The organism is Paenibacillus sp. J22P165 (genome assembly GCF_059692015.1).
This window is the reverse complement of record NZ_JCAUAP010000004.1, coordinates 299,685-321,852: the sequence shown is the minus strand read 5'-3', so window position 1 is coordinate 321,852 and position 22,168 is coordinate 299,685. Positions and strand designations below refer to the sequence as shown.

14 protein-coding genes are annotated in these 22,168 nt (G+C 44.5%); 7 read left to right on the top strand and 7 right to left on the bottom strand.

Translation table 11 applies throughout. The annotated features are described in order from the left end of the window. Nucleotides 1-37 precede the first annotated feature (37 nt). From AC58QM_RS11755 to AC58QM_RS11725, 7 genes are all read right to left on the bottom strand, one after another. Nucleotides 38-1,654: a type 2 periplasmic-binding domain-containing protein gene (locus AC58QM_RS11755; RefSeq protein WP_497284072.1), complete on the bottom strand. Its 1,617-nt coding sequence runs from the start codon at nt 1,652-1,654 to the stop codon at nt 38-40. Nucleotides 1,655-1,754: 100 nt separating this feature from the next. Continuing rightward, complete coding sequence (locus tag AC58QM_RS11750; protein WP_497284070.1) at nt 1,755-2,630, bottom strand: carbohydrate ABC transporter permease; 876 nt, start codon at nt 2,628-2,630, stop codon at nt 1,755-1,757. Nucleotides 2,631-2,640: 10 nt separating this feature from the next. Then, nucleotides 2,641-3,600 (bottom strand): ABC transporter permease, encoded by a 960-nt coding sequence (locus tag AC58QM_RS11745; RefSeq protein ID WP_497284068.1) that lies wholly within the window; start codon nt 3,598-3,600, stop codon nt 2,641-2,643. 255 nt (nt 3,601-3,855) lie between these two features. Further along, entirely contained in the window at nt 3,856-6,153 is a 2,298-nt protein-coding gene (locus AC58QM_RS11740; protein ID WP_497284066.1) for a helix-turn-helix domain-containing protein, read from the bottom strand. 207 nt (nt 6,154-6,360) lie between these two features. Then, nucleotides 6,361-7,527 (bottom strand): serine hydrolase domain-containing protein, encoded by a 1,167-nt coding sequence (locus AC58QM_RS11735; protein ID WP_497284064.1) that lies wholly within the window; start codon nt 7,525-7,527, stop codon nt 6,361-6,363. A 106-nt stretch (nt 7,528-7,633) separates the two neighbouring features. Further along, nucleotides 7,634-9,256: a response regulator gene (locus AC58QM_RS11730; protein ID WP_497284063.1), complete on the bottom strand. Its 1,623-nt coding sequence runs from the start codon at nt 9,254-9,256 to the stop codon at nt 7,634-7,636. After that, nucleotides 9,228-11,084, bottom strand: a complete 1,857-nt coding sequence (locus tag AC58QM_RS11725) for a cache domain-containing sensor histidine kinase (RefSeq protein WP_497284061.1) — start codon at nt 11,082-11,084, stop codon at nt 9,228-9,230. The genes AC58QM_RS11730 and AC58QM_RS11725 overlap by 29 nt, the downstream gene beginning before the upstream one ends. Before the next feature lie 68 nt (nt 11,085-11,152). Between AC58QM_RS11725 and AC58QM_RS11720 the strand changes: the two genes are divergently transcribed. From AC58QM_RS11720 to AC58QM_RS11690, 7 genes are all read left to right on the top strand, one after another. Next, nucleotides 11,153-12,562 carry an ABC transporter substrate-binding protein gene (locus tag AC58QM_RS11720; protein ID WP_497284059.1) on the top strand — a complete coding sequence of 470 codons (1,410 nt, stop codon included), beginning with the start codon at nt 11,153-11,155 and terminating at the stop codon, nt 12,560-12,562. 122 nt (nt 12,563-12,684) lie between these two features. Beyond that, nucleotides 12,685-14,205 carry an ABC transporter substrate-binding protein gene (locus AC58QM_RS11715; RefSeq protein ID WP_497284057.1) on the top strand — a complete coding sequence of 507 codons (1,521 nt, stop codon included), beginning with the start codon at nt 12,685-12,687 and terminating at the stop codon, nt 14,203-14,205. A gap of 38 nt (nt 14,206-14,243) precedes the next feature. After that, nucleotides 14,244-15,230, top strand: a complete 987-nt coding sequence (locus tag AC58QM_RS11710) for an ABC transporter permease (protein ID WP_497284056.1) — start codon at nt 14,244-14,246, stop codon at nt 15,228-15,230. A 12-nt stretch (nt 15,231-15,242) separates the two neighbouring features. Then, complete coding sequence (locus tag AC58QM_RS11705) at nt 15,243-16,199, top strand: carbohydrate ABC transporter permease (protein ID WP_497284055.1); 957 nt, start codon at nt 15,243-15,245, stop codon at nt 16,197-16,199. Between the two features lie 58 nt (nt 16,200-16,257). Further along, nucleotides 16,258-19,170, top strand: a complete 2,913-nt coding sequence (locus AC58QM_RS11700; protein ID WP_497284053.1) for an FAD-dependent oxidoreductase — start codon at nt 16,258-16,260, stop codon at nt 19,168-19,170. 46 nt (nt 19,171-19,216) lie between these two features. Continuing rightward, nucleotides 19,217-21,103, top strand: a complete 1,887-nt coding sequence (locus tag AC58QM_RS11695) for a glycoside hydrolase family 97 protein (protein ID WP_497284051.1) — start codon at nt 19,217-19,219, stop codon at nt 21,101-21,103. 65 nt (nt 21,104-21,168) lie between these two features. Next, entirely contained in the window at nt 21,169-21,996 is an 828-nt protein-coding gene (locus tag AC58QM_RS11690) for a sugar phosphate isomerase/epimerase family protein (RefSeq protein ID WP_497284050.1), read from the top strand. Nucleotides 21,997-22,168 lie beyond the last annotated feature (172 nt).

The window sequence follows — 22,168 nt, the reverse complement described above, 5'->3', positions numbered from 1 at the left end:
TGCCACAAGATGCACAGCCCGGAAATAAGTTGATCGATCAGCCTTTTTTATAGCGCAAGTATGCCTCATTCTTAATTTTTAATACTTCGTCAATTCCCAGTGTTTTGAGTTGTTTGACGAAATCGTTGTATTTGGCTTCGGCGGATTCAGCACCCAACAACCACTTCTGCCCCGTCTCCACACGATACGTTTCAATTTGCCCTTCCAACTCTTTCAAGCGCTCTTGTTCTTTCACTGTAAAGTTTAGATTCGGCACGCTGACTTTCTTAATATACTTCGCGTTATACTCATCGATGGAAGACAGCACACCTTCTGGCGTATATTGCTTCTCATAATCAAAATTCTGATAGAAGCCGATTTCTTGTTGAGCCCCCATCTTTTGCAGATTGAGCAACACATTACCAGTGTCCAGCAGCGACTTCTTGAAGACCGGTTTGCCGTTTACCATGTCATAGGTTTGACCTTCCAGACCGTAATTCGCCATTTGGCGTCCTTCCTCACTGAACCAGAAATCCATGTACTTGATTGTTTCTAATTGATTCTTGTTGGAACTGGCAATTCCCCAGCCGGATGGACTTACTGTAGCACGGTAATCGAACCAGGACACATCCCCTGTAACACTTGCTACAGGCGGGATTGGCGCAAGATTCACATTAGGTACTTTATCCTTGGCTTTCACATTGTAACCATACGTACTTGCAAACCAGTCATGCGTAGAACCGCCGAGGTTATCTGATAGCATTACCAGCCTAGTGTCGCCTTTACGAGTGAAAATTTCTTTGTCGATTAGCCCTTCCGAATACCACTTGGCGAGGTTCGTCATCCCCGTTTTGTAAGTAGGGTTGATCGGATCATAGACAACGGTATCCGTTTTCGGGTCTACTTTGTAGCCCGTACCGGCATCCCATAGGTTAAGCAGCGAGTACACGCCAAAGGATTGACGATTAAAATAAGGAATCTCATCTTTCTTCCCGTTTCCATTCGGATCGTTATCTCGGAAAGCCTTCAAAACGCTGTAGTACTCATCTGCCGTAGTCGGCTTTTTGAGTCCCAGTTTATCGAGCCAATCCTGGCGAATAAACCACCCTGTGGAGGCTGCTCCGTCTGGGACAAAGGAGACATAATAGATTTTGCCATCTGCGGAAGTCAAATATTTACGAACATCCGGACGACTGTCCAAGAACTTCTTGATGTTAGGCGCATTTTTATCAATTAAATCGTTAAGTGCAACAAGGCCGCCCTCTCCCCCAAGCTTGTTGGCATCTTCTTTCTTACTAAAATGAATAATATCGGATAACGTTCCTGACGCCAGCATCAAATTGTAAGCTTCAGCACTGTTGGTCAGTGTTTTGGAAGCGGTTCCCTTTAAGGTAACATTCGTTAGCTCCGCCGCTTTTTTGAAGACTGGCCACTCGTCATTAAATACCTTATCCCCGCCACCGCCATTCCCATAGTGCATATGAATGCTTAAAGTAATCGGTTTAGAGCTGGCTTTTGAGGATTGCGGACTTGCAGGAGCAGCCGATGCAGATTGCGGTGATGCCTGTGTAGAAGGAGAAGCTTGTGTTTGTTCCTTATCTGATGAGCAACCTGTAATCATACTGACTGATAGTGCAGCTGCAGCTGCTGCGGTCTTCCATGCTTTGCGTTTCATTGACATGCAACCTCCCTAGGATTGTACAAAATGATATTGATTTATTTTCTCTACGATTCGTGCCTATCGAGGAGGCACCACCTCCCTTATCTTTCTCTATTTACCCCTTCACGGAGCCTACCATAGCGCCGGCGGTGAAATATTTTTGAATAAAAGGGTACACCACAATTACTGGAAGGATGGCAATGACAATGGTGGCGTAAATAACGGTTTCTTGAGAAAACAACACGGTTGTATCGGTTGTAGCCATCATGCCTTCAGTTGGATTCATAGATACGACTAGTCTGCGTAAAAGCACTTGCAAAGGAATCTTGCTCTCATCTTGTATTAACACCATAGCCCAGAAATAGGAGTTCCAAGTGCCTACTGCATAGAAGAGTGAAATGGTTGCCAGCGCAGGTTTGGATACAGGTAAATAGATGCGTGTCAAAATTTGAAAGTCTGAAGCGCCGTCCACCTTAGCCGCCTCTTCCATCTCTTCCGGTACGGACTGGAAGTTCGTTCGCAGCAAGATGACCAGAAAGGTCGTTACAGCAAAAGGTATCAATAGTCCCCACCTGCTGTTCAACATACCGAGCTCTTTGATCGTCAAATAGAAAGGAATCATGCCTGCATTGAATAGCATCGTAAATGCGATGAAGAAACTGATCGGGGTCCTGCCCATGAATCTTTTTTTGGATAATGGATATGCGCCCATAATGGTGAAGGCCATCTGTATACAGGTTGCAGCTACCGTATAAAATACCGTATTACCATATGCTAGCCAAATGCCCTGCTCTGTCAAAACTTGCCTGAAAGCCTGCAGCGTTAACTCTTTGGGAAACAGCACCACATCTCCAGATAACACGGCATTTGATGAGCTTAAGGAGGCTGAGACTACATACAGAAATGGATACAACGTGGCTGCAGCCAAAAGGCCTAGAAAAATGTAGTTACACAATGAAAAAATCTTTTCTCCAGGTGTCAGGAATTTCATAGGTCATCTCCTACCATAAACCGCTTTCGGTATATTTTTTACTTAATTTGTTTGCACAGATTACCAACACCAGACCAACAACTGAATTGAACAAACCTACGGCGGTGCCGATATCATAACGTCCATCTTGTAATCCCGTCCGGTACACATACGTGCTGATGACATCGGAAACCTCATACGTAGAGGGCTGATACAATAAAATGATGGCCTCATATCCGACATCCAACAAATTTCCGATTTTTAAAATCAGCATAATCATGATCGTAGGCATAATACCTGGCAGGGTTACGTGCAGCACTCGCTTCCATTTGTTAGCCCCGTCAATGACAGCGGCTTCATGAAGTTCTGGATGAATGGCAGAGAGTGCAGCGATGTAGATGATGGATCCAAATCCTACTTCACGCCATATATTCATGGAGATGAAGATGGTTCGAAAATATTCCGGTACCACCAGAAAGTACAGTTTTTCTAGACCCAATTTCGCTAGCAGCAAGTTTACAATGCCATTGGTTGGAGATAAAAAATTAGTAACAAATCCCGCTACAATGACAATGGAGATAAAATGCGGCAAGTAAGTGAGCGTCTGTACGGTACGTTTAAACAGCATGTTCTTCACTTCATTCAACAGCAATGCCAATATAATAGGTGCCGGAAAAGCGAAAATCAAACTGTATAAACTGATCAAGATCGTATTTTTCAACGTTCTTAAGAAGTAGGGACCTTTAAAAAAAGTTACAAAATTATCAAAACCTACCCAAGGACTTCCAGATAGTCCCTTGTATATACTGTATTTTTTGAAAGCCATTTGCAACCCCAGCATAGGATAATACTGAAAGACAAGGTACCAGGCGATAAAAGGAACAATAAGCAAGTAAAGAAAGCGGTCTCTTTTTAAGTTGCGCAAAATTCTGTGCCCTGTACTCGCTCTCGCATGTGCTCCTGGTTCCCATATTGTTGTTTTCATACTCATGGACAATTCCCACTCCTTCTCTTACTCTTGCTGCTTGGTTCTCACGGTTGAAGTGTAGCATCGGCTTCCTTTCTCCGTAAATCCTTATTATTTTACTGCATGTCGATAATTTTGATGGATAGGCAATATTGATTATTTTGATCATCACGACTTCGTTGATAACGCTTACATTATTGTAAGCATCTAGTGCTAACAATATAAAAGCCCACGGCATGTGCCGGGGCTTGGTTTCAATAACTGCTTTTCGATGTAGGTTCATTCATTTCGCTTGGCATACTGGCCAGGAGATACACCTTCGTACTTTTTGAAAATACGGATGAACGTATTGACGTTGTTGCAGCCTACTTTGCCTGCCACATCATTGATACTGTATACTTCCTCGGCATTTAGATATTCCTTCGCCTTGGTTACTCGGTATTGGTTCAAGTACTCCTTGAAATTCTCCCCGGTGAACTTTTTGAACAATAGACTGATATAGCCCAGTGAGAGGTTAAATTGCTCAGCAATATCAGACAATGAAATATCCTCATTGAAATGTGCATGAATGTGCGCAAGAAGTTGCTCCGCTACGGTATGGTCCTGCTTCTCACTGCGGTTCGCCATACTCGCCATAATGACCGCAAACACGTCATATATTCTTTCCCGCACCCGTTTCCGGTTCCCGGTCTGCTTCAGCTCGTCATAGAGTGAGTCTTGACCAAATAACTCCCTATAGCTTTTATTCATCTGATTTAGAATCCGATGCACCGTTACATCGACAGCAAGCACAAAACGGGCAAGCTTCTCCCCGCCTATATAACTTTCCTCCATGTGCTCATTCAGAATACGAGATAGAATAGCCTGTACTTGGTCTGTCTTCCCTTGTAGGACAAAGGTAATCAGTTCACGCTCGAGCTCTAGTGGATAGGTGTACATATCTGATCTTTGCAGCACCACATCATTCACGGTAATGACTGTATTCTTTTCTAGCGAGAAACGTCGCTCCAGCAAACGTACTGCATCTTGATAAGACTCTGCACTGTTGCCTAATGAAATAACTGGACGGCCAATGGCAGCAACCACCCGAATCTCCGTGTCGGCTTCAATGCCGGATAAAATATGGGTGAAAATCCGTTTCATCCGATCGATCTGCTGCTCTTTGACGATGAGAACATGCCGTTTGTGCTCCAGTTCTACTTGTTCATAGTCAAATTCTTTCTCGACCGCCTCTAGGATCATCCTGAATATCCCCGCTTTAATCTCTACCACCGTCTCAACCGGGAACTGCGCATCTAAGTCGTGAGCATCCACGAGCTCCATCACGACAACGGTAACATCATGCTGCACGTGCTCCAACCCATATTTATCCGCATTGTTCCTGACCTCCGCCTCGCCGGTAATCCCATAAAGCATATTGCGTAAAAAATGATCACGCAGGGACAACCGATTATTCTGGATGGTTTCCTTCAGGCTGTCATTCATGCGAGAGATGTTCACAGCGGTTGCCGTAATAAAGGACATGTCATCGGTACTCTCTACTGCTTCTTCACCGACACCTCTTCTGCCCTGATCCAATCCCTTGAAAATCGTCAGCACATTATGAATGGGTCGATAAATATTCCGTGAAGCCAAGAAAGCCACGCCAGCACCGATCACAAGCAGCAGCCCGAACAACAATAATGAATGAAACAACAGGCCTGACAACTGCGGCTGCCAAGCATACCCTGTAAGCATGAACAAATATCTGACATTCGGCAGCACAGAAGAACTAACAAGATGCGCCTGATCGTCGCCGTATTGTTCGACATAAGGAGCTCTCCGCTCCTTCACCTGAGCCAGCACCTCATCTGGAATTTCGCCATTAGCCCCATTTTCTTTGACATCCACTAACTGGTCACCAGAAAGCACGCCGATACGGTTCACCTGGGTATCTAATTTGAGCAAATCCGGGTAAAACCCACCTTTGAAAAAGGAAATTACAAACATGAGGTCATTCCTGCCGGTAAGCTCTTTTTTCACAAAAGAGATCGTATCGTAACCGTAATTCTCCATCTCGGACAATCGTTGTTGGACTAGAACAACATTGGAGTACTTCGAATCTTTGATGTACCCATCGATCTGCTCAATGTCCGCGCTTTTCAGCGCCATTTCCTTATAGTACTTGTCCTTATCAATGGTACCAAATGTCGTAATGACCAAATTGTCATCAGGCTTCATCACATCGATCCGGTAGCCATAGTTCTCAAAAGCTTCCCTGTTTTTCTTAAGTTGTTCCAACACCAACGTAATGTTGGCGTAATTGCGCGTGGAATCGTTGCTGTAATTCAGAAAATGCTCCGTTCGCTTCAATTGGTATACCAAATTAAAGGCTACCTGCAGCCGAATGTCCATCTGTTCCCGCATCTGTTCCACAGATCTTGTGGCATTGGCATCCCACTTCTGGTTGAGGGACTCCATATTTTTATAGACCAGAAAACCAACAGCAATACTGGCGTATAAAAAAACAATTAAGATGCATACGAGATACACTTTGGTGAAGAACTTCTTTTTTTGCACATCCGCCGTTCTTAACATCCACTTTATCCCTCCCCGCCCGCTGGATGTTGCTTCCAAGTAACCGCTATCATATTACTATTCTCTACATCCTAAGCTAACTCTGAGCGGCTGTAAAGAGTATCCTCCTATTTCACTTCATATTTGGAATAAATAGGTCTACCTCCATAAGGTGAGGCTATACAAACAAAAATGACCCAGCCAATAAGGCCAGGTCTACAGTTTCGGTTAGTCTAATGCCCCATAAATAGCATTCCGAAGTCGCGGATGTATGATGGGCTCCTGGCTTGGAACCAACTGCTGCATGTACACAACGGACAGCTCTTCCTTCGGATCGATCAACATGTATGACCCTGCTAGACCCGCCCAACCGAATTCACCGATGGAACTGTTAATGCCACCAGCAGCTGGATCCATCATGACGCGAACGCCTAAACCATAGCCGTAACCACGCAATTGCTGCCAATTGAAATCACCCAGCTGCTGCGGATTTAAATGATTAGTCGCCATCAATTGAATCGTCTTCGGACTAAGAATCCGCACCCCTTCATGCTCCCCGCCTTTCGCGAGCATCTGCGCATACCGGCTGTAATCCCCAAGCGTCGAAAGCAGGCCAGCTCCGCCACTTTCATATCGGCTTTGGGGTTGATAGCTAGCGTCCATCTTTGTATTCGGTGTCAGCGCCCCGCCCTCTGGACGATCATAGATGGTGCATAGACGATCCCTCTTGTCTTCCGTTATCCGGAAAGAGGTGTCGATCATCCCTAACGGATCGAAAATTTCCTTCTGGAGAAACGCTCCAAACGTTTGCCCTGTCAGCACTTCGATCAATGCGGTCAGAACATCGTGGCTGAAACCATACTTCCAGCGCGTGCCAGGCTCAAATTCCAACGGAATGGATGCCAGTCCATTGGACAATGTCTGCATGTCCATCGTCTCTCTTTTAGCGCTCTCCAACATGGTACGGGTGAGCCTTTCGGTTTCCGTGCCATCTCCACCGTAGGTTAACCCTGAGGTCATTGTGAACAAATCCTTGATCAGGATCGGACTGGTCACAGGAGAGGAAGACTTCGTACCATTTTCGTTGTGTTGAAAGGCCTGTTGATTTTTGAAAGCGGGCAGGTATTTCTCTAATGGATCGTTGAGCAGATAAAGTCCTTTCTCATACAGCATAAGCGCCGCTGTGCAAGTGATGACCTTCGTCATCGAATAGATCCGATAGATCGTATCCAGTGTGATCTCCTTCTGTTTCTCTACATCCGCATATCCTAGGGTTTCCTCATAAAGAACTTCTCCCCGTCGCACTACCGTACATGCACAGCCAGCCGGTCCATTTTCCATCATACGCTTCAGCAGTGGAGTCACTCGTTCATTTAAGCGCTTACTTACGTTCATTTCCAATCCCCTCCCAGAAATGTTTTCCTCGCCAATTATAGCATAATGTTCCATTTGTATAGGAAATATTTCTCAATTTAGCTTAAAGTCTCCCCTCCCTATTGACTTACTCTTTGTGATAGAGAGACCGAAATTTCTGAGGATGCAAACCCGTGTACTTCTTAAATACAGTACTGAAATAAGTGGCATTTACGTAACCTACCATCTCTGAAATATCCAGAATTTTTAAGTCTTGGTCCTGCAATAGCTCCTTCGCTGCCTCTATACGCACCTTAGTCACATACTCCGTTATGCTTTCCCCTGTCTCCTTTTTGAAGACCAGACTAATGTAATTAGGAGACAAAAAAATCTCCTCTGAAATCTGTGCAACTGAAAGATTCTCCATATATTTAGCTGCGATGATATCCTTTATTTTATTAATCGTTGTACTATTTTTACTTTTGTGCCGGTTCGACATATATCGCGTCAGTGTCTCCATGTACTGCTGGGTGATATCCATTAATTCTTGAGCGCTTTCTTGCAGGTAAATTTCCTGAATCATTTCCGTTAAAGGCAGGCCAGCGACCTCCAGCTCTTCTCCGAGTTCCAAATACCCCTTGGATGCCTGCGTAATCAGTCCTGCACACGTGTTCTGAACGTAGCGAATAGGTGTAGATCTGCTAGCGCATAGTAGCGATAAGATCTCTTGCACTTTGACCTGTACACCTTCCGAATCTCCTAATTTCATCAGCTGAATCGTCTTCAATTGGCTGTCAAATAGGGCGTTCAGATCCAGTTCCATGCGACTGTCACTGATGTCTCTAATGTCGATCACGGAATTTTTACCAGAAAAAAACTTGTACTCTACTGCTGCACGTGCTTCCTTATAGGAAAGTTGAAGTTCCGTTAAGGTATGTACTTTATTACCGACACCAGCGGACATCGGAATTTTCAGATACCTATGGATCGATTGAACGATCTTGTGGCAGACGTCCATAATCTGTCTATCTCTGAAGCCAGAACACGGAAAGAGTACCGCATACTCATCTTCCTTGATGGTTACCGCCATCCCGTGCTCGGTATGAACCAGAATGTCATCGATAATATTTCGAATGGAGAAGGCCAACAGATTCCGATATTGCTCACTGAAGAATTCGACAGCCTCTTCATAGTCATCCAGTTTAAACAACGCCACCTTCCATGAGGTGGTATCCTCCAGAACAATCTGATAGGCATCAAGTTTTCTTCTAATTTCCTCCATATCCTTAAAGATCCCAGCGAGCACGTCAACCATGAACTTTTCCTTGACCACCGGCATCGATTCCTTAAGATTTTGTTGGAGCCTTTCCATTTGCTGGTTACGACTTTGTTCCTGCTCTAAGGAGGTAACGACCTGACTAACCGTCTCCGTTAATTCATCAAGCTTAATCGGCTTCAAGATGTATCCGTCTGCTTCCAGCTTGAGCGCCGTCTTCACATAATTAAAATCTTGAATACCACTAATGATAACGATGCGCATCAGCGGCTCTTCCTCTCTTAACTTGGAAGCAACCTCCAATCCATCAAGCATTGGCATGCGAATATCCGTCAGTAAGATATCTGGTTTATGCGCGATGCACATGTCATAGGCTTCTTTCCCATTCGCAGCCATCCCAATGACTTCAATCCCTAGTTCCTGCCAATTTACGACCTCTTTCAGTCCTTGGCGTACATTCAACTCGTCATCTGCGATAATCATTTTCCATTTCATGCTTATAATCCTCCATTTCAAGTCGGAATGGGAATGAAACGGTCACGGTAACCCCACAATCCTCATTAGCAGCAAAGTGCAGTCCGGCTTCACTGCCGAACGCTTGTTTAATTCGCTGGTTTACATTGTTTAAACCGAAGGACACACTGCCTTCTTCATTGGCACTCCCCAGCATCGCATTCAGGAACTCGACATCCGCACCAACACCGTTATCGATAACCTGAATTCGAACCCACTCATTTTCGAGCTTCGCGGTAATGTGAATTTCGCCAGGGCCAAGCCGCCGATCAATACCATGCAAGAGAGCGTTCTCGACCAACGGCTGCAATATTAATTTGATTGTGTAGCAATCATACACCTCTGGCTCCACCTGAATGGTATAAGAGAGTCGTTCCTGAAACCGGATCTGCTGAATCGCTAGGTAACTTTCCACCTGCTTCAATTCATCCCTTACATGAATGATGGAATTCCCTTTATTCAAACTGTACCGGAAGAAATCGGACAGTGAAGTTACCATTTTGCTAATATCGGGAACTTGGTGTCGTAAGGCAATCCAATTAATGGAATCCAATGTATTATATAAAAAATGAGGGTTAATTTGAGCTTGAAGTGCTTTAAACTCAGCGTCCCTTTTTTGAACTTCACTGATCGTGAGTTTACCGAACAATTCTTTGATCTGCCGAATCATTTTATTGTATTGATTAACTAAATGTGAGAACTCATCCTTGGACTCGTACGTCACTTCCATATCAAAATTACCGTTCTTAGCATAGGACATCGAGCGAATCACCTTAATAATTGGGCGGGTAATACTATTGGAGAGCAACACCGCTATGAGGATAGCAAGTGCCATACAGACCGCTAGCACGACATACATCACATTTCGAAAAGCAATCAGTTTGCCATTCAAATCATTGACTGGCGAAACGCTGACAACAGTCCATCCAAGCTCCTTCATGCTGCGGTAAGTAACCAAGGAAGGCTTGTTCAAAAAATCAGTTTCAAATGAATCGGTCATGCGTCCAGCCTGTTGGAGCCTCATCGATTTGACAAATGGATTGTCCGACATATTCGTATTGAGCTGTGCAAGCTCAGGTGTCATGATGACTTTACCAGATTCATCTAGAACAAAAATCGAGCTATTTCGTGATGGTTTTAAACGAGAAAGCATCTGATTGAATTCTTGGAGATCGACTTCAAGCGTTAATAGTCCGGAATAAGGAAGGGCAATATTGTTAAGACCAAAGAGTCGTTTGCCTAGCATAATGGAATAATTCGTATCTCGGGGTCCATGATTCTCTCTCAGACCGATAAATTGAAATCGTGCTTTAGGTTCAAGTTTTGTATACCATTGGTCATTCTCAATGAGTTTCAAAGAAGATACATATTGGGAGAAATTGTACTGTATATATTCGGGTCGATCCAGCATGTACAATTTGGGGGAATATTCGTTGCTGACACTGTTATGTAACACATATCCAGCAATAAGCTTATCAAGGTCGGCCAATTCATTAACAATGCCAACCTCATCTACCGGTCTATCTGCTGAAAGCTTCGCCGTCATTTGCGGGTTTAAATAAATAGAATCCATCAGGGTATTCATTTCTTCAAACTTCTGAATCAGTAAGCTCTCCACCATAGATAAATTTTTCTGAACAGAGGTGCTGATATTCTCTTTGATGGTCTGATTAGAGTTCATGTAGATCGTAACGGAAATAATAGAAGTAGGCATGATTACTAAAATCAAAAAATAAAGAAGCAACCTATTTCTTAGACTTGCATGATAATATAGAACATAATTGAAAATCTTGCTTACTGAAGCAACCATGCTCTTCCGCCTCCATTTGGGCACTGCAGGATGAATTCAAATTTCATTATACTGAAGGAGCTGTTATTTTGAAATTGCAATTTTCGATTCGCTCTGCCTTATTATTATCTGCGATCGCTGTAACGCTTACAGTATCATTCGGTTGCAGCAATAACGATCCCAACAGTCAAATTCTCGAGGAGGCCGATGCATCAGCAGAGAAACCACCGATCATCCGATTGGCCGTTCAGTCCTCTGTTCATACACAGAACCTTGATTACATGATCGAGCATTTCAATGCCAAGCATACTGGCTATAAAGTAGAAATCATCAGTCTGCCTCGCGAAAGATACGATGAAACGCTGAACATGCTGCTGACTTCCGGTCAAACACCTGATTTGTTTCAGGCTTCATCTGGGTGGCTCAGCACCTACATTTACAAGAACTGGCTAATGGACCTCTCCAAAATAGCCAAGCCAGAGGTGCTGCAGGAGTACCCGAAATGGGCGTTGGATTACACCAGAGAAAATAGTCATTTTTTTGCACTGCCTACGGAATTTGTACCCTTACGGCTCGTTTATAATAAAAATATGTTCAAACAAGCGGGTCTGGACCCCGAACAACCTCCTCGTACCTTGCAAGACTTGAAGACAAAGGCCAATCTGCTCTCTCAATCAGGCATTGGTTATGGACTATTCGGCTTTGCACTCCCCGCTGGAGATATTGAAACCTATCGGTTAGCTCTAGAAATGGCCAGCACATCTAGCGGAGATTACTATTTTGACTTTGCCAAGGGTAAGTATGATTTTATGGTCTATCAGTCTTGGTTCGATACCATGCTTCAAATGAAAAAGGAAGGCGGACTCTTTCCCGGGGAAACAGCTCTCATGCGGGAAACAGCGCTGGCCCAATTTAAACAAGGGAATGTGGGTATGATGTATATGACAAACAGGGAGTTTTCGGAACTTCACCGCAATTCCAAGCTGAATTTCACGCCTGGTGTAGCCCTGCCCCCACTTAATAACGCAAGCTCGCAAAAAGGCGCGTTGATGGTTTCCCTACAGCACCCCATTGTAATCTCTTCTGCTACACCTTACAAGAATGAAGTTGCCGAGTTATGGAACTATCTGCACGCCAGCGAATTTTTGGACAGCATGTATGAGCGTGGTGATCTCATACCCATCCCACAAAGTGTGAGACAACTCGACAACAAAGCTCCCGTTTGGCTAAAAGACTTCCTGCCTGGCAAATCCGAGTCCCCTTATCCACGAGAACCCAAATTTATTTTACCTTGGACATCTGGCGACACCATTCGAATGACGGCCTACACAGAAATTATGCGAGGCCAACAAAAGCCGTCCACCTCTTTGATGCAATTAACTGAACAGCACGCGAAGTATCTATCCGATATTATTTATCGGAATTATATTAATATTGACGACTATACGGAAGATGACTTCAATCCTCTATCCCCCATGAAAAACTATAACACACAATAATACTTCTACTGCTGCACAATACTCATTAGATTTTCAAATGCCGCAGTAGATTTGTTTATTCATTTCGAATTTGAGCAATTCTATAATGAAACCGTACTCAATATTAAATACGGAGGGTTACTATGAAACAACTGAAGCTGACATCATCATTATTGGCACTTGTTCTGCCTATGGGAATGGCATTAGCAGGCTGCAGCAATGGAAACTCGGGCACAGCAGAGAAAGCAAATCCCGTCACCTCGTCTGCTGCCCCTGCACCAACGATTAAAGTAGCTGACTTAAAACCGGTGGAGCTCTCATTCTATTATTCCGGAGGTTCCGAGCAAAAGGATCAGGCAATTGTTGAAGCGGAATTAAACAAGCTTTTAAAGGATAAGATCAATGCCACTGTTAAATTATTTCCAGTCGATTACGGAAGCTGGGCGCAAAAAATCAATCTGATGGTAGCCGGCAATGAGCCCTTCGACCTTATTTTTAGTACCGGAACTGATGGCTTCAGCGCCAAAGTAGCTGCCGGGAATTTCGCGCCAATGAATGAGTTAATTGATAAATATGGTCAGGACATGAAGAAAACAATTGATCCTCTGCTGCTGGATGGCAACAAAATCGATGGAAAAATATACGCCATTCCTGTACAGAAGGAGATCGCAGCTCATCAGGGTATCGTTTTAAATAAACCGATGATAGACAAATATGGTTTTGATATTACGAAGATCAAAACACTCAAAGATTTAGAACCTATGTTGCAAACGATTAAAGATAAAGAGCCGTCCACAGTCGTTCCATTCTGGGCTACAGGTAATGTCCCTGTATTTGCACCTTTTGAGTTTATTGGTTCCAGACAAGTACCTGGCGCGATCACCATTGGTAAAGATACGAAAGTGTTCAACCAATGGGAAACACCAGAAGTCAAAGAAATATTCAACTTGATGAGATCTTGGAATCAAAAAGGCTTTTTCCAAAAAGATCCGACAACGCAGAAAGACGCTGCAGCTTATAATAAAGCAGGCACCCTATTTGCCCAATGGCAAAGTCTCAAACCAGGCAAAGACAAAGAAATGAGCGCAGGTAAAACATACGAATATGTACAAGTAAATATAACAACACCTTATATCGCAGCAAATGGTCTTACAGGCGCCATGACTTCCATCTCCAGAACGTCCAAAAATCCTGAGCGCGCTATGATGCTTCTGAACCTGTTACACACAGACAAACAAATTCTTAACACACTGGTACAAGGCGTAGAAGGTGTCCACTATACCAAAGTGAATGACACTGTCATCAAAAAGACGGACAAATCGGCCAATTACGCACCAGGCATCAACTGGAAAATCGGTAACCAATTCTTGAACTATCTGTGGGATAACGAAGATCCGAACAAATGGGCACAATTCAAAGATTACAACAAGAATGCCAAAGTATCCCCTCTGCTAGGTTTCTCCTATGATGCTACGAACGTGAAAAATGAAGAATCCGCTATTGTTAATATTTACAACGCCTATAACGATGGGCTGGGAACCGGCGTGATGGATCCGGATAAGGATTTGGCTGAGTATAACCAGAAGTTGAAGAAAGCGGGCATGGACAAAGTACTTGCAGAGAAACAGAAACAAATTGATGAGTTCTTGAAAACAAAAAAATAGAGTACTAGATATCTGCACTTGTCAGGAATGAGAATGCGATGCAGCACCTCATTCCTGATCTTGTCAGACATCACGGAGAAGGAGTTGAAGAGCGCTTGTTGATGTCCCATACCTTCCAATTTTTACGTAATATAGTCAAATTTAGAGCACTCTATATCATGATGATTCCGGCAGCGGCCATCTTGATCTTTAATAATTACATTCCCATGTTTGGCGTCATTGTGGCATTTAAGGATTATGCCTATGCGAAAGGCATTTTCGGAAGTCCTTGGAATGGCCTTGATAACTTTATCTATTTGTTTAAAACCGATACTGCACTTGTCGCAACGAAAAATACAGTGCTATATAATATTGTGTTCATTGTGACTAGCACCGTCATCTCCATTCTCTTAGCCATTGGTTTGAACGAAGTATTAAATCGTCGATTAGCCAAAATTTATCAAAGTAGTTTATTGTTCCCCCATTTCCTCTCCTACGTTGTCGTTAGTTATCTGGTCTATGCGTTTCTAGGCGGTTCTGGCTATATTAATACCAACATTCTAGAGCCTTTGGGCATTAAACCTCTCTCTTGGTATAGCAACGCGCATGTATGGATTTACATTTTGCCTATTGTTTATTTGTGGAAAAGCGTCGGTTACTCGATCGTAGTCTACTTGGCTTCACTCGTTTCAATTGATCATGAATATTACGAAGCGTCGATTATTGATGGAGCAAGCAAATGGCAGCAAATCAGACATATTACAATTCCGCTCATGTTCCCAGTCATCACGATTCTGTTTATTTTAGATGTAGGCAAAATATTTAATGCAGACTTCGGCCTCTTCTATCAAGTCCCTTTAAACAGCGGTCCTATTCAAGAGACAACCAATGTCATCGACACCTTCGTGTACCGTTCCTTCCTGCTTAATGGCAATGTAGGCATGTCTGCGGCAGCTGGTTTCTATCAAGCTGTTGTAGGACTTATTCTTGTACTAACGGCAAACGCGATTGTTAGAAAAATAAATTCAGAGAACGCTTTGTTTTAGGAGATGTGACAAATGGCCAAAACTCTATCAAGTCCTGTAATAAGCGAGAAGGTCATGGTAACCAAACGAAAAAAATTCTATGACGCCAACGCTGTAACAATGCCAGTGAATATTACTCTAAACATCATCTTTATCGTACTTACAATTGCCTGCTTCTTTCCTCTCTTGCTAGTCATCGCTGTTTCTTTTACTGGAGAAAAAGAAATTCTCGAATATGGATATAATTTCATTCCGAAAGATTTTACACTCGCTTCCTATAAATACCTATTTCAAGACGCAGATAAAATATTTAAAGGGTATGGTGTTTCCATATTCGTCACTGTCGTAGGAACCGTCCTGAGTTTGCTAATATCCTCTATGTTTTCTTATCCACTATCTCGTAGAGAACTACCCTATCGCAACATCATCGCCTTCTTCGTCTTCTTCACAATGTTATTTCATGGCGGTTTGGTGCCTTGGTATCTGCTTTACACAAGTGTCGGATTAAAGAATACGTTGTGGGCACTCATTATTCCAGGATTGATTTCGCCTTTCAACCTTATTATCATGCGGATTTTCTTTACCAATACGATTCCGCCGGCGCTTATTGAATCCGCCAAAATCGATGGTTCATCTGAATTCAGAATATACACACAAATTATTCTTCCATTGTCACTACCTGTCATGGCAACAATCGGTTTATTTCAAACTCTTCGATACTGGAATGACTGGTTTACTAGCATGATATTTATCAGTAACAATGATCTCATCACGCTGCAGTTTCTTATGTATAAGGTCATTTCACAAGTGCAATATTTAAATTCCGGAATGGTTGATTCCACTGTCGCCAATCTGGAGCTGGATCGAATTCCCACAGAAACTGTACGTATGGCCATGGCCATCATCGGAATTGGACCTATTATTCTTGTGTATCCTTTTCTTCAAAAGTATTTCGTTAAAGGGTTAACAATCGGCTCTGTGAAAGGTTAAAAAAATAGAAACCAAGGCTGCTTCACGGCAGCCTATTTGGTTATGGGGAGAGACTTAGATGAAAAAGGTTGATCTCGTCGTGATCGGCGGAGGAATATCGGGATGTATGGCTGCGATCCAGGCAGCTCAGAGCGGCTTGAATGTTGTGCTAGCCGAGAAGCGTGAGTATCCTGGAAGGGAAATTGCTGCTTATAATCATACATTTATTAGTCCTGAAGGACATGAACGGATGAATCTAACTTGTCCGCAATGGCTTGCCCGTCTGTTTACAATGCGTAATGACCGGGAAGCCCAGGCTCCTGCTGGTTTAACCCGCCAATGGCTGATCGATGAATTAGAAAATGTTGGCGTGACCGTCCTGTATGCAGCGGTAGCTGTTGGTGTGACTCGTGACCGTACTGGTCTCTCCGGAGTGACATTGGCTACGCCGTTTGGCGTTATGCATATTGCAACGCGTAAGGCTTTGGATGCGACAGAAAGATTTAACCTTATTCGCATTTTACAAAATAGACCTTATGCCCATGGTGAAATTAGGGTGAATGCGACATTTGATATGGAGAATATCGACTTGTTATCTTTGGCAATTCCAATAGATATGAGTCAAGCGGAACACGAACTGGATCTAGTGAAAGGCAGCCTCCGGTTGCATCCTTCCACTCGTAAAGACACAACCGTTATCGAATTCGCTTATTTGGATGAAGCCGATAGTCTGTATGCGTCACGCAGTAAATTGGAAACCAGACGGGTGTCTAAGAGTTGGCAACTCTCTTCGTATCTCACTGAGAAGGTCGCCGGTTTCGAGCAAGCACATACGAATCACTTGGCCTATGATGCTCTACTTACAGGGGATGAGACTGATCTAGTTAGTAAGTTGGAAGGTCTGCGACCTCTTACTTCGCTGCCCTGGAATTTCACACTAGGCCATGTGGCAGATGCATGGGCTCAGGCTTCTGCAGCTGTGGAATGGGCTGTTGCATATCCATCTGAACCTGATCGTAGTGGAGAAGAGCTCCTACTCCTGCGCGAGGGAAGTCAACCTTTTGATCGAAATAAGCTTATTCCCTATGAGGATGACGGCATGACGGTTCAGTTAAATCGTATCCCCGAGAATCTTTATGTGAAGTTATTATCACAACCTATTAAAGTCGATGTCTGTGTGATTGGTATTGGCGTGGGCGGTGGCATGGCAATGCTTGCTGCTGCAGAATCTAAGAAGCAAGTAGCTGCAATCGAGATTCACTCCCTATTTGGCGGCACACATACGCTAGGCAGAGTAATTGATTATTACGATGGTTATCGCAAGGGTATGAGTAAGCAGACTGGCGAGCGCTCTAATGCTTTTACGCACAAGAAACGAGATATGAAAGAACAAGGCGGCATTCCCTACGCTACCTTTCTCAATAACTGTGTAGAGACGCACGGTGTTGCGATCTTTTCGGGGACAGTCGCCTGTGGAGCGCTTATGGATGGAAATCGTGTAAAGGGTGTCATCGCTGCGAATGAGGACGGACTATTTGCCATCAAAGCCGAAGTCACCATTGATTCCACAGGAAATGCAGATATGATTGAGTTCGCTGGTGCCGGCTACGAAATTGGCGATTCAGACACAGGCATGGTGCAAAGTTACAGTTTATGGGGGATGGAACTCTATCCTTTCCCAAGTTATTTGATGCATCGTTACTATAATGATCGCGGTATCTGCCACCCTAATCATTACTCCGAGCGACTGCGTGCTGTTCGTGACGGACATTACAAGAATTCTCCGCATCATATTTCTCCGATGGTGACAGTCAGAGAGTCTCGCCGGCTTCAAGGAGAACATTATTTGACCGTCCGAGATATTCTGGATGACAAGTTATATGACGACGTCATTGCCGTTGCCAATACAAGAGCTGACAGTCATGCGTTCACCTCCTCCCCTTTTGCTAGATTAGGTGGACTTGGTGCCGGCAAAGAAATTCGATTACGCATACCTTATGGAAGCTTCATTCCTAAAGGTAAAGAAGGTTTGCTCATAGCTGCAAAAGCCATGTCAGGGGAACGCGATGCAACGAGCTTTTGTCGGATGAATGCGGACATTAAGAACGCTGGGTATGCCATTGGTCTTGCAGCTTCGATGGCCGTAGATATGAATTGTGGTGTCAGGGACATCGATCTTGATACACTGCAGGATAAATTAATTGAAATGGAGATATTACCGGACTGGGCATTCTCCGCAGCGGAACCGCCAGATATTACCGTGCTGGCGACACGAGTAGCTGACGGAGATGAAGAGGCTCTCCTCGCCTTGTTGCGTCGTCCAGCAGAGACTGCACTTCCGCTGCTCGAGAATAATTATCATGGGGGCAAGCGAGGGTTAACCGCCCATGCTTTGGCTTGGTTTGGCTCTGCGCTAGGCGGCGACGAGATCGCCAACCTCCTGGCTGCTGCCATTGCTCAGGGTAGACACAAAACCTTGCCTATGCAACAAATTTACAGCGGTCAATTCCGTTGGGGACATCATTATGGCGATGACTTTACCTACATCAATCGTTTGATTATGTTCGCAGGACGTTCCACGCATCCCGCGCCAGTGGAGCCATTAGCTCGTCTCATTGCCGAAACCGAAGGATACGGCCCCGAACATCCTTGGATGTTTATCTATGATCAAGAGCGTGAGGATATGGTTCAATATCCATTTTTCAAACGGATTACGAACATTGCTGCAGCGGCTGCCGAACGTGCGGATAGCCGTCTATCTCAGGCGATGGATACTTTATTATCCAGAGATGGCCTTACAGGTTACGCGATGAAGCTCCATACGATCGGACATTCCAATTATATGATGGCTCACGCGGAGATCAGTCTTGCCAGAGCCGCCGTACGCTGCCATAGTGCCAAGGGTAGAGAGATTATGTCTCACTTCCTGCAAGACAAACATACCTTCTTCCGGCGCACAGCACGGTGCGAATTAGGACTTGAAGCGAAATAAGTGAACTATAATATAGCTTTATTATGACTCGACGGAGGAATTAAGAATGGATCAACAGCACATTTATTCACCGGATGGACGCCTTCAACTGACGATGTTATTGGAGAGTGGAAGTCTGTCTTATCAAGTAACTGCGGGCGAGCGAACCGTTATCGCGCGCACCCCTCTTGGGCTCGATACAAGCATTGGTGATTTCACACAAGGGCTGATAGCTGTAGGAACAGAGTCTAAGACGATAGAGGAAACGTTTATTATCCCTGCTTTCAAAAAGCCTGAATGCCACACCCACGCCAACTGCCTGACTTGGATTCTGAAAAAGAATAATCGTGTCTTTCATGCGGAAGCATGGGTCAGCAATGACGGCGCTGCGGTAAGGCTCATTCTGCCATCTGACACCCCCATAACTGTCTATCGAGAAGCCACTGGTTTCCGTGTTCCCGAGGATACTGTGAATCTATACGCGCAGAAGCTATTATTTTCTTACGAAGATTTCTACCATCCTGTCCCCCTTGAAGATGTCTATCAGAATGCTTGGGGCTTTCCACTTTTGTTGGAGCTCGGTCGCTCGCTGTGGGCGTTATATACAGAAGCAGCTGTATTCGGCGGTGATTATGGCGGCTCGCACCTTATCTCTAGCCAGGAAGATCCGCTTCTTTTAACTATCCAGCGTGCCTCTGATCAGTTGAGCTTTACGGTCAGCGAGCAAACGTTGGTAACACCATGGCGAACAGTCATTATCGGCAGTCTCGATACCATAGTGAATTCCAATGTGCTGGAGAGCCTGAATCCACCTTCCATTGTTAGCGATCGTTCATTTATTAAGCCAGGGCGTGTTCTCTGGAGCTGGATGTCCGATAAAGGCGCACATTTAGATCAATTACGCATGCAGGAATACGTGGATGCAGCGGCTGCCATGAGCTATGAGTACTCCCTTGTTGACGGTGGCTGGTCCGGGAACGTTGACATTCCTGCCTTAGTTCAGTACGCTGCTGCCAAAAACGTAGGAATCTGGATCTGGGCACATACGCAAGATTTACGCGATCGGAAGATTGCCGAGGAGAAAATGACGTTGTGGGCTGAGTGGGGGGTTGCCGGACTCAAACTTGATTTCTTCGAATCCGATTCTCAGGAACGCATTCGTCAATACAACATGTTAGCTGAGCTTGCTGCTTCCAAAAGTCTGATGCTCAACCTTCACGGCACTACCAAGCCAAGCGGAGCCAGTCGAACATGGCCCCATGTTCTGACTTACGAAGGCGTCATGGGAAGCGAATTCTATCAGGGCTACAGCAACTTTTCCTTAGCAGGCCCCGACGCTGCGCACAACTGTACATTACCTTTCACTCGTAATGCGGTTGGACCCATGGATTATACACCGGTGGTTTACTCGTCATTCAAAACATGCACATCCGATGCACATCAGACAGCCCTCACAGTCATATTTACCAGTTATACCCTTCATCTTGCGGAAAAGGCTTCTGTCTTGCTTAATCATCCCTGCCGCAAGTTTCTCGAACAAGTACCTGTCGTCTGGGACGATACACGCTTGTTGGAAGGAAAGCCAGCCAGTTATGTGACTATGGCTCGGCGACAGGGCGAGCTTTGGTTTATTGGGGGCATCTGTGCAAGACGTCCAAGAATTGCGGAAGTTCATCTGGATTTTTTAGCAGAAGGCAACTATGAGGCCACTTTGTATAGTGATGACTTGTCCAACATGCTGCCTTTTGATGCAGCTCTTGGCGCTGTTCCTCCTGCGGACGAAGACGTTATCCGCTTTCTGGACAGCAAGAGAGTGCGTCCTTCCTTGCATGAGCATAACATGCGAGCATTGAAAACAACCTTTTTCACGGTACGCAGTGGAGAGCGAATTTCTATTCCGATGGCTGTAAACGGAGGGTTCGCTTTGGAATTAAGACCTCTTCCTAAATCTTAATATAACTAAGCGCATAGGTATCCTAACGCTTTCATATGGGCTTGATACAAAAGGAGCGAAATCATTTGTTTACCTTATCTGCCTTTGCCGATGAAATATCCCATGATCCTCAGCATCAAATCCACGAGCTCTTATCGGAGAACATCCAATGGATGGAACTCCGGAGTATGTGGGGAATTAATGTGCTGCAATTCAGTGAACAGCAGTTGATGGACGCAAAGCAAATCTTAGCTTTTAACGGGGTAAAAGTAAGTGCCATCGGATCACCAATTGGTAAAATTCAAATTACAGATCCATTCGAACCGCATCTCATTGAATTTGAGAAAGCCATTGCTGCAGCGCATACATTGGATGCTCCTTATATCCGTATTTTCTCTTTCTTTCACCCAAAGGAAGCAGCACCAGAAATGTACAGAGCGCAGGTCATGGAACGCTTAAATATCCTGTGTGAAATAGCACAACGAGAAAAGGTCATCCTCTTACATGAAAATGAACACCATATCTATGGCAGCACACCAGAGCGCTGCCATGATATTTTCGAAACGATAGGCTCCCCTTGGTTGCGCAGCGCATTCGATCCTGGCAATTTCGTCAAGGAAGGTGTTCGACCAATGACGGATGCCTACCCGCTCCTCAAGGATTATGTGGATTATATCCATATTAAAGATGCCAGAATGGACACCGGCCATGTTGTGCCAGCAGGTGAGGGAGACGGTGAATTGCCAGAGCTTCTTGCTACTCTGAAAGACACCGGTTTTCATGGATTCCTTTCCTTAGAACCGCACTTGCGTTGGGCACCTATGTATAAAGAAAAGGAACCGGAAGAAGTGTTCACCCTTGCGTCGAAAGCTTTGAAAAAACTGCTTACTAACATCCAAGCTGAGTTTAAGTAGGCGAATGTGCTTATCCAACAGCCTTGCCTGCCGGGAATCACCGGCGGCAGGGCTGTTTTGTTCATTTCTTCCCTATTAATAAGGAACTCAGTAGAAAAATTAAAGTGACAATAGTTTTATTTATGTTCTCTTCATTGGGCAAATTGTATGATGTAATCGCTATCATTAAGGA

Bases quoted from the DNA above. Each gene is read 5' to 3' on its own strand.
- AC58QM_RS11735 (WP_497284064.1), bottom strand. From the start codon at position 7,527: ATGAACGTAAGTAAGCGCTTAAATGAACGAGTGACTCCACTGCTGAAG.
- AC58QM_RS11705 (WP_497284055.1), top strand. From the start codon at position 15,243: ATGGCCAAAACTCTATCAAGTCCTGTAATAAGCGAGAAGGTCATGGTA.
- AC58QM_RS11750 (WP_497284070.1), bottom strand. From the start codon at position 2,630: ATGAAATTCCTGACACCTGGAGAAAAGATTTTTTCATTGTGTAACTAC.
- AC58QM_RS11695 (WP_497284051.1), top strand. From the start codon at position 19,217: ATGGATCAACAGCACATTTATTCACCGGATGGACGCCTTCAACTGACG.
- AC58QM_RS11710 (WP_497284056.1), top strand. From the start codon at position 14,244: ATGCAGCACCTCATTCCTGATCTTGTCAGACATCACGGAGAAGGAGTT.
- AC58QM_RS11730 (WP_497284063.1), bottom strand. From the start codon at position 9,256: ATGAAATGGAAAATGATTATCGCAGATGACGAGTTGAATGTACGCCAA.
- AC58QM_RS11755 (WP_497284072.1), bottom strand. From the start codon at position 1,654: ATGAAACGCAAAGCATGGAAGACCGCAGCAGCTGCAGCTGCACTATCA.
- AC58QM_RS11740 (WP_497284066.1), bottom strand. From the start codon at position 6,153: ATGTTAAGAACGGCGGATGTGCAAAAAAAGAAGTTCTTCACCAAAGTG.
- AC58QM_RS11745 (WP_497284068.1), bottom strand. From the start codon at position 3,600: ATGAGTATGAAAACAACAATATGGGAACCAGGAGCACATGCGAGAGCG.
- AC58QM_RS11715 (WP_497284057.1), top strand. From the start codon at position 12,685: ATGAAACAACTGAAGCTGACATCATCATTATTGGCACTTGTTCTGCCT.
- AC58QM_RS11700 (WP_497284053.1), top strand. From the start codon at position 16,258: ATGAAAAAGGTTGATCTCGTCGTGATCGGCGGAGGAATATCGGGATGT.
- AC58QM_RS11725 (WP_497284061.1), bottom strand. From the start codon at position 11,084: ATGGTTGCTTCAGTAAGCAAGATTTTCAATTATGTTCTATATTATCAT.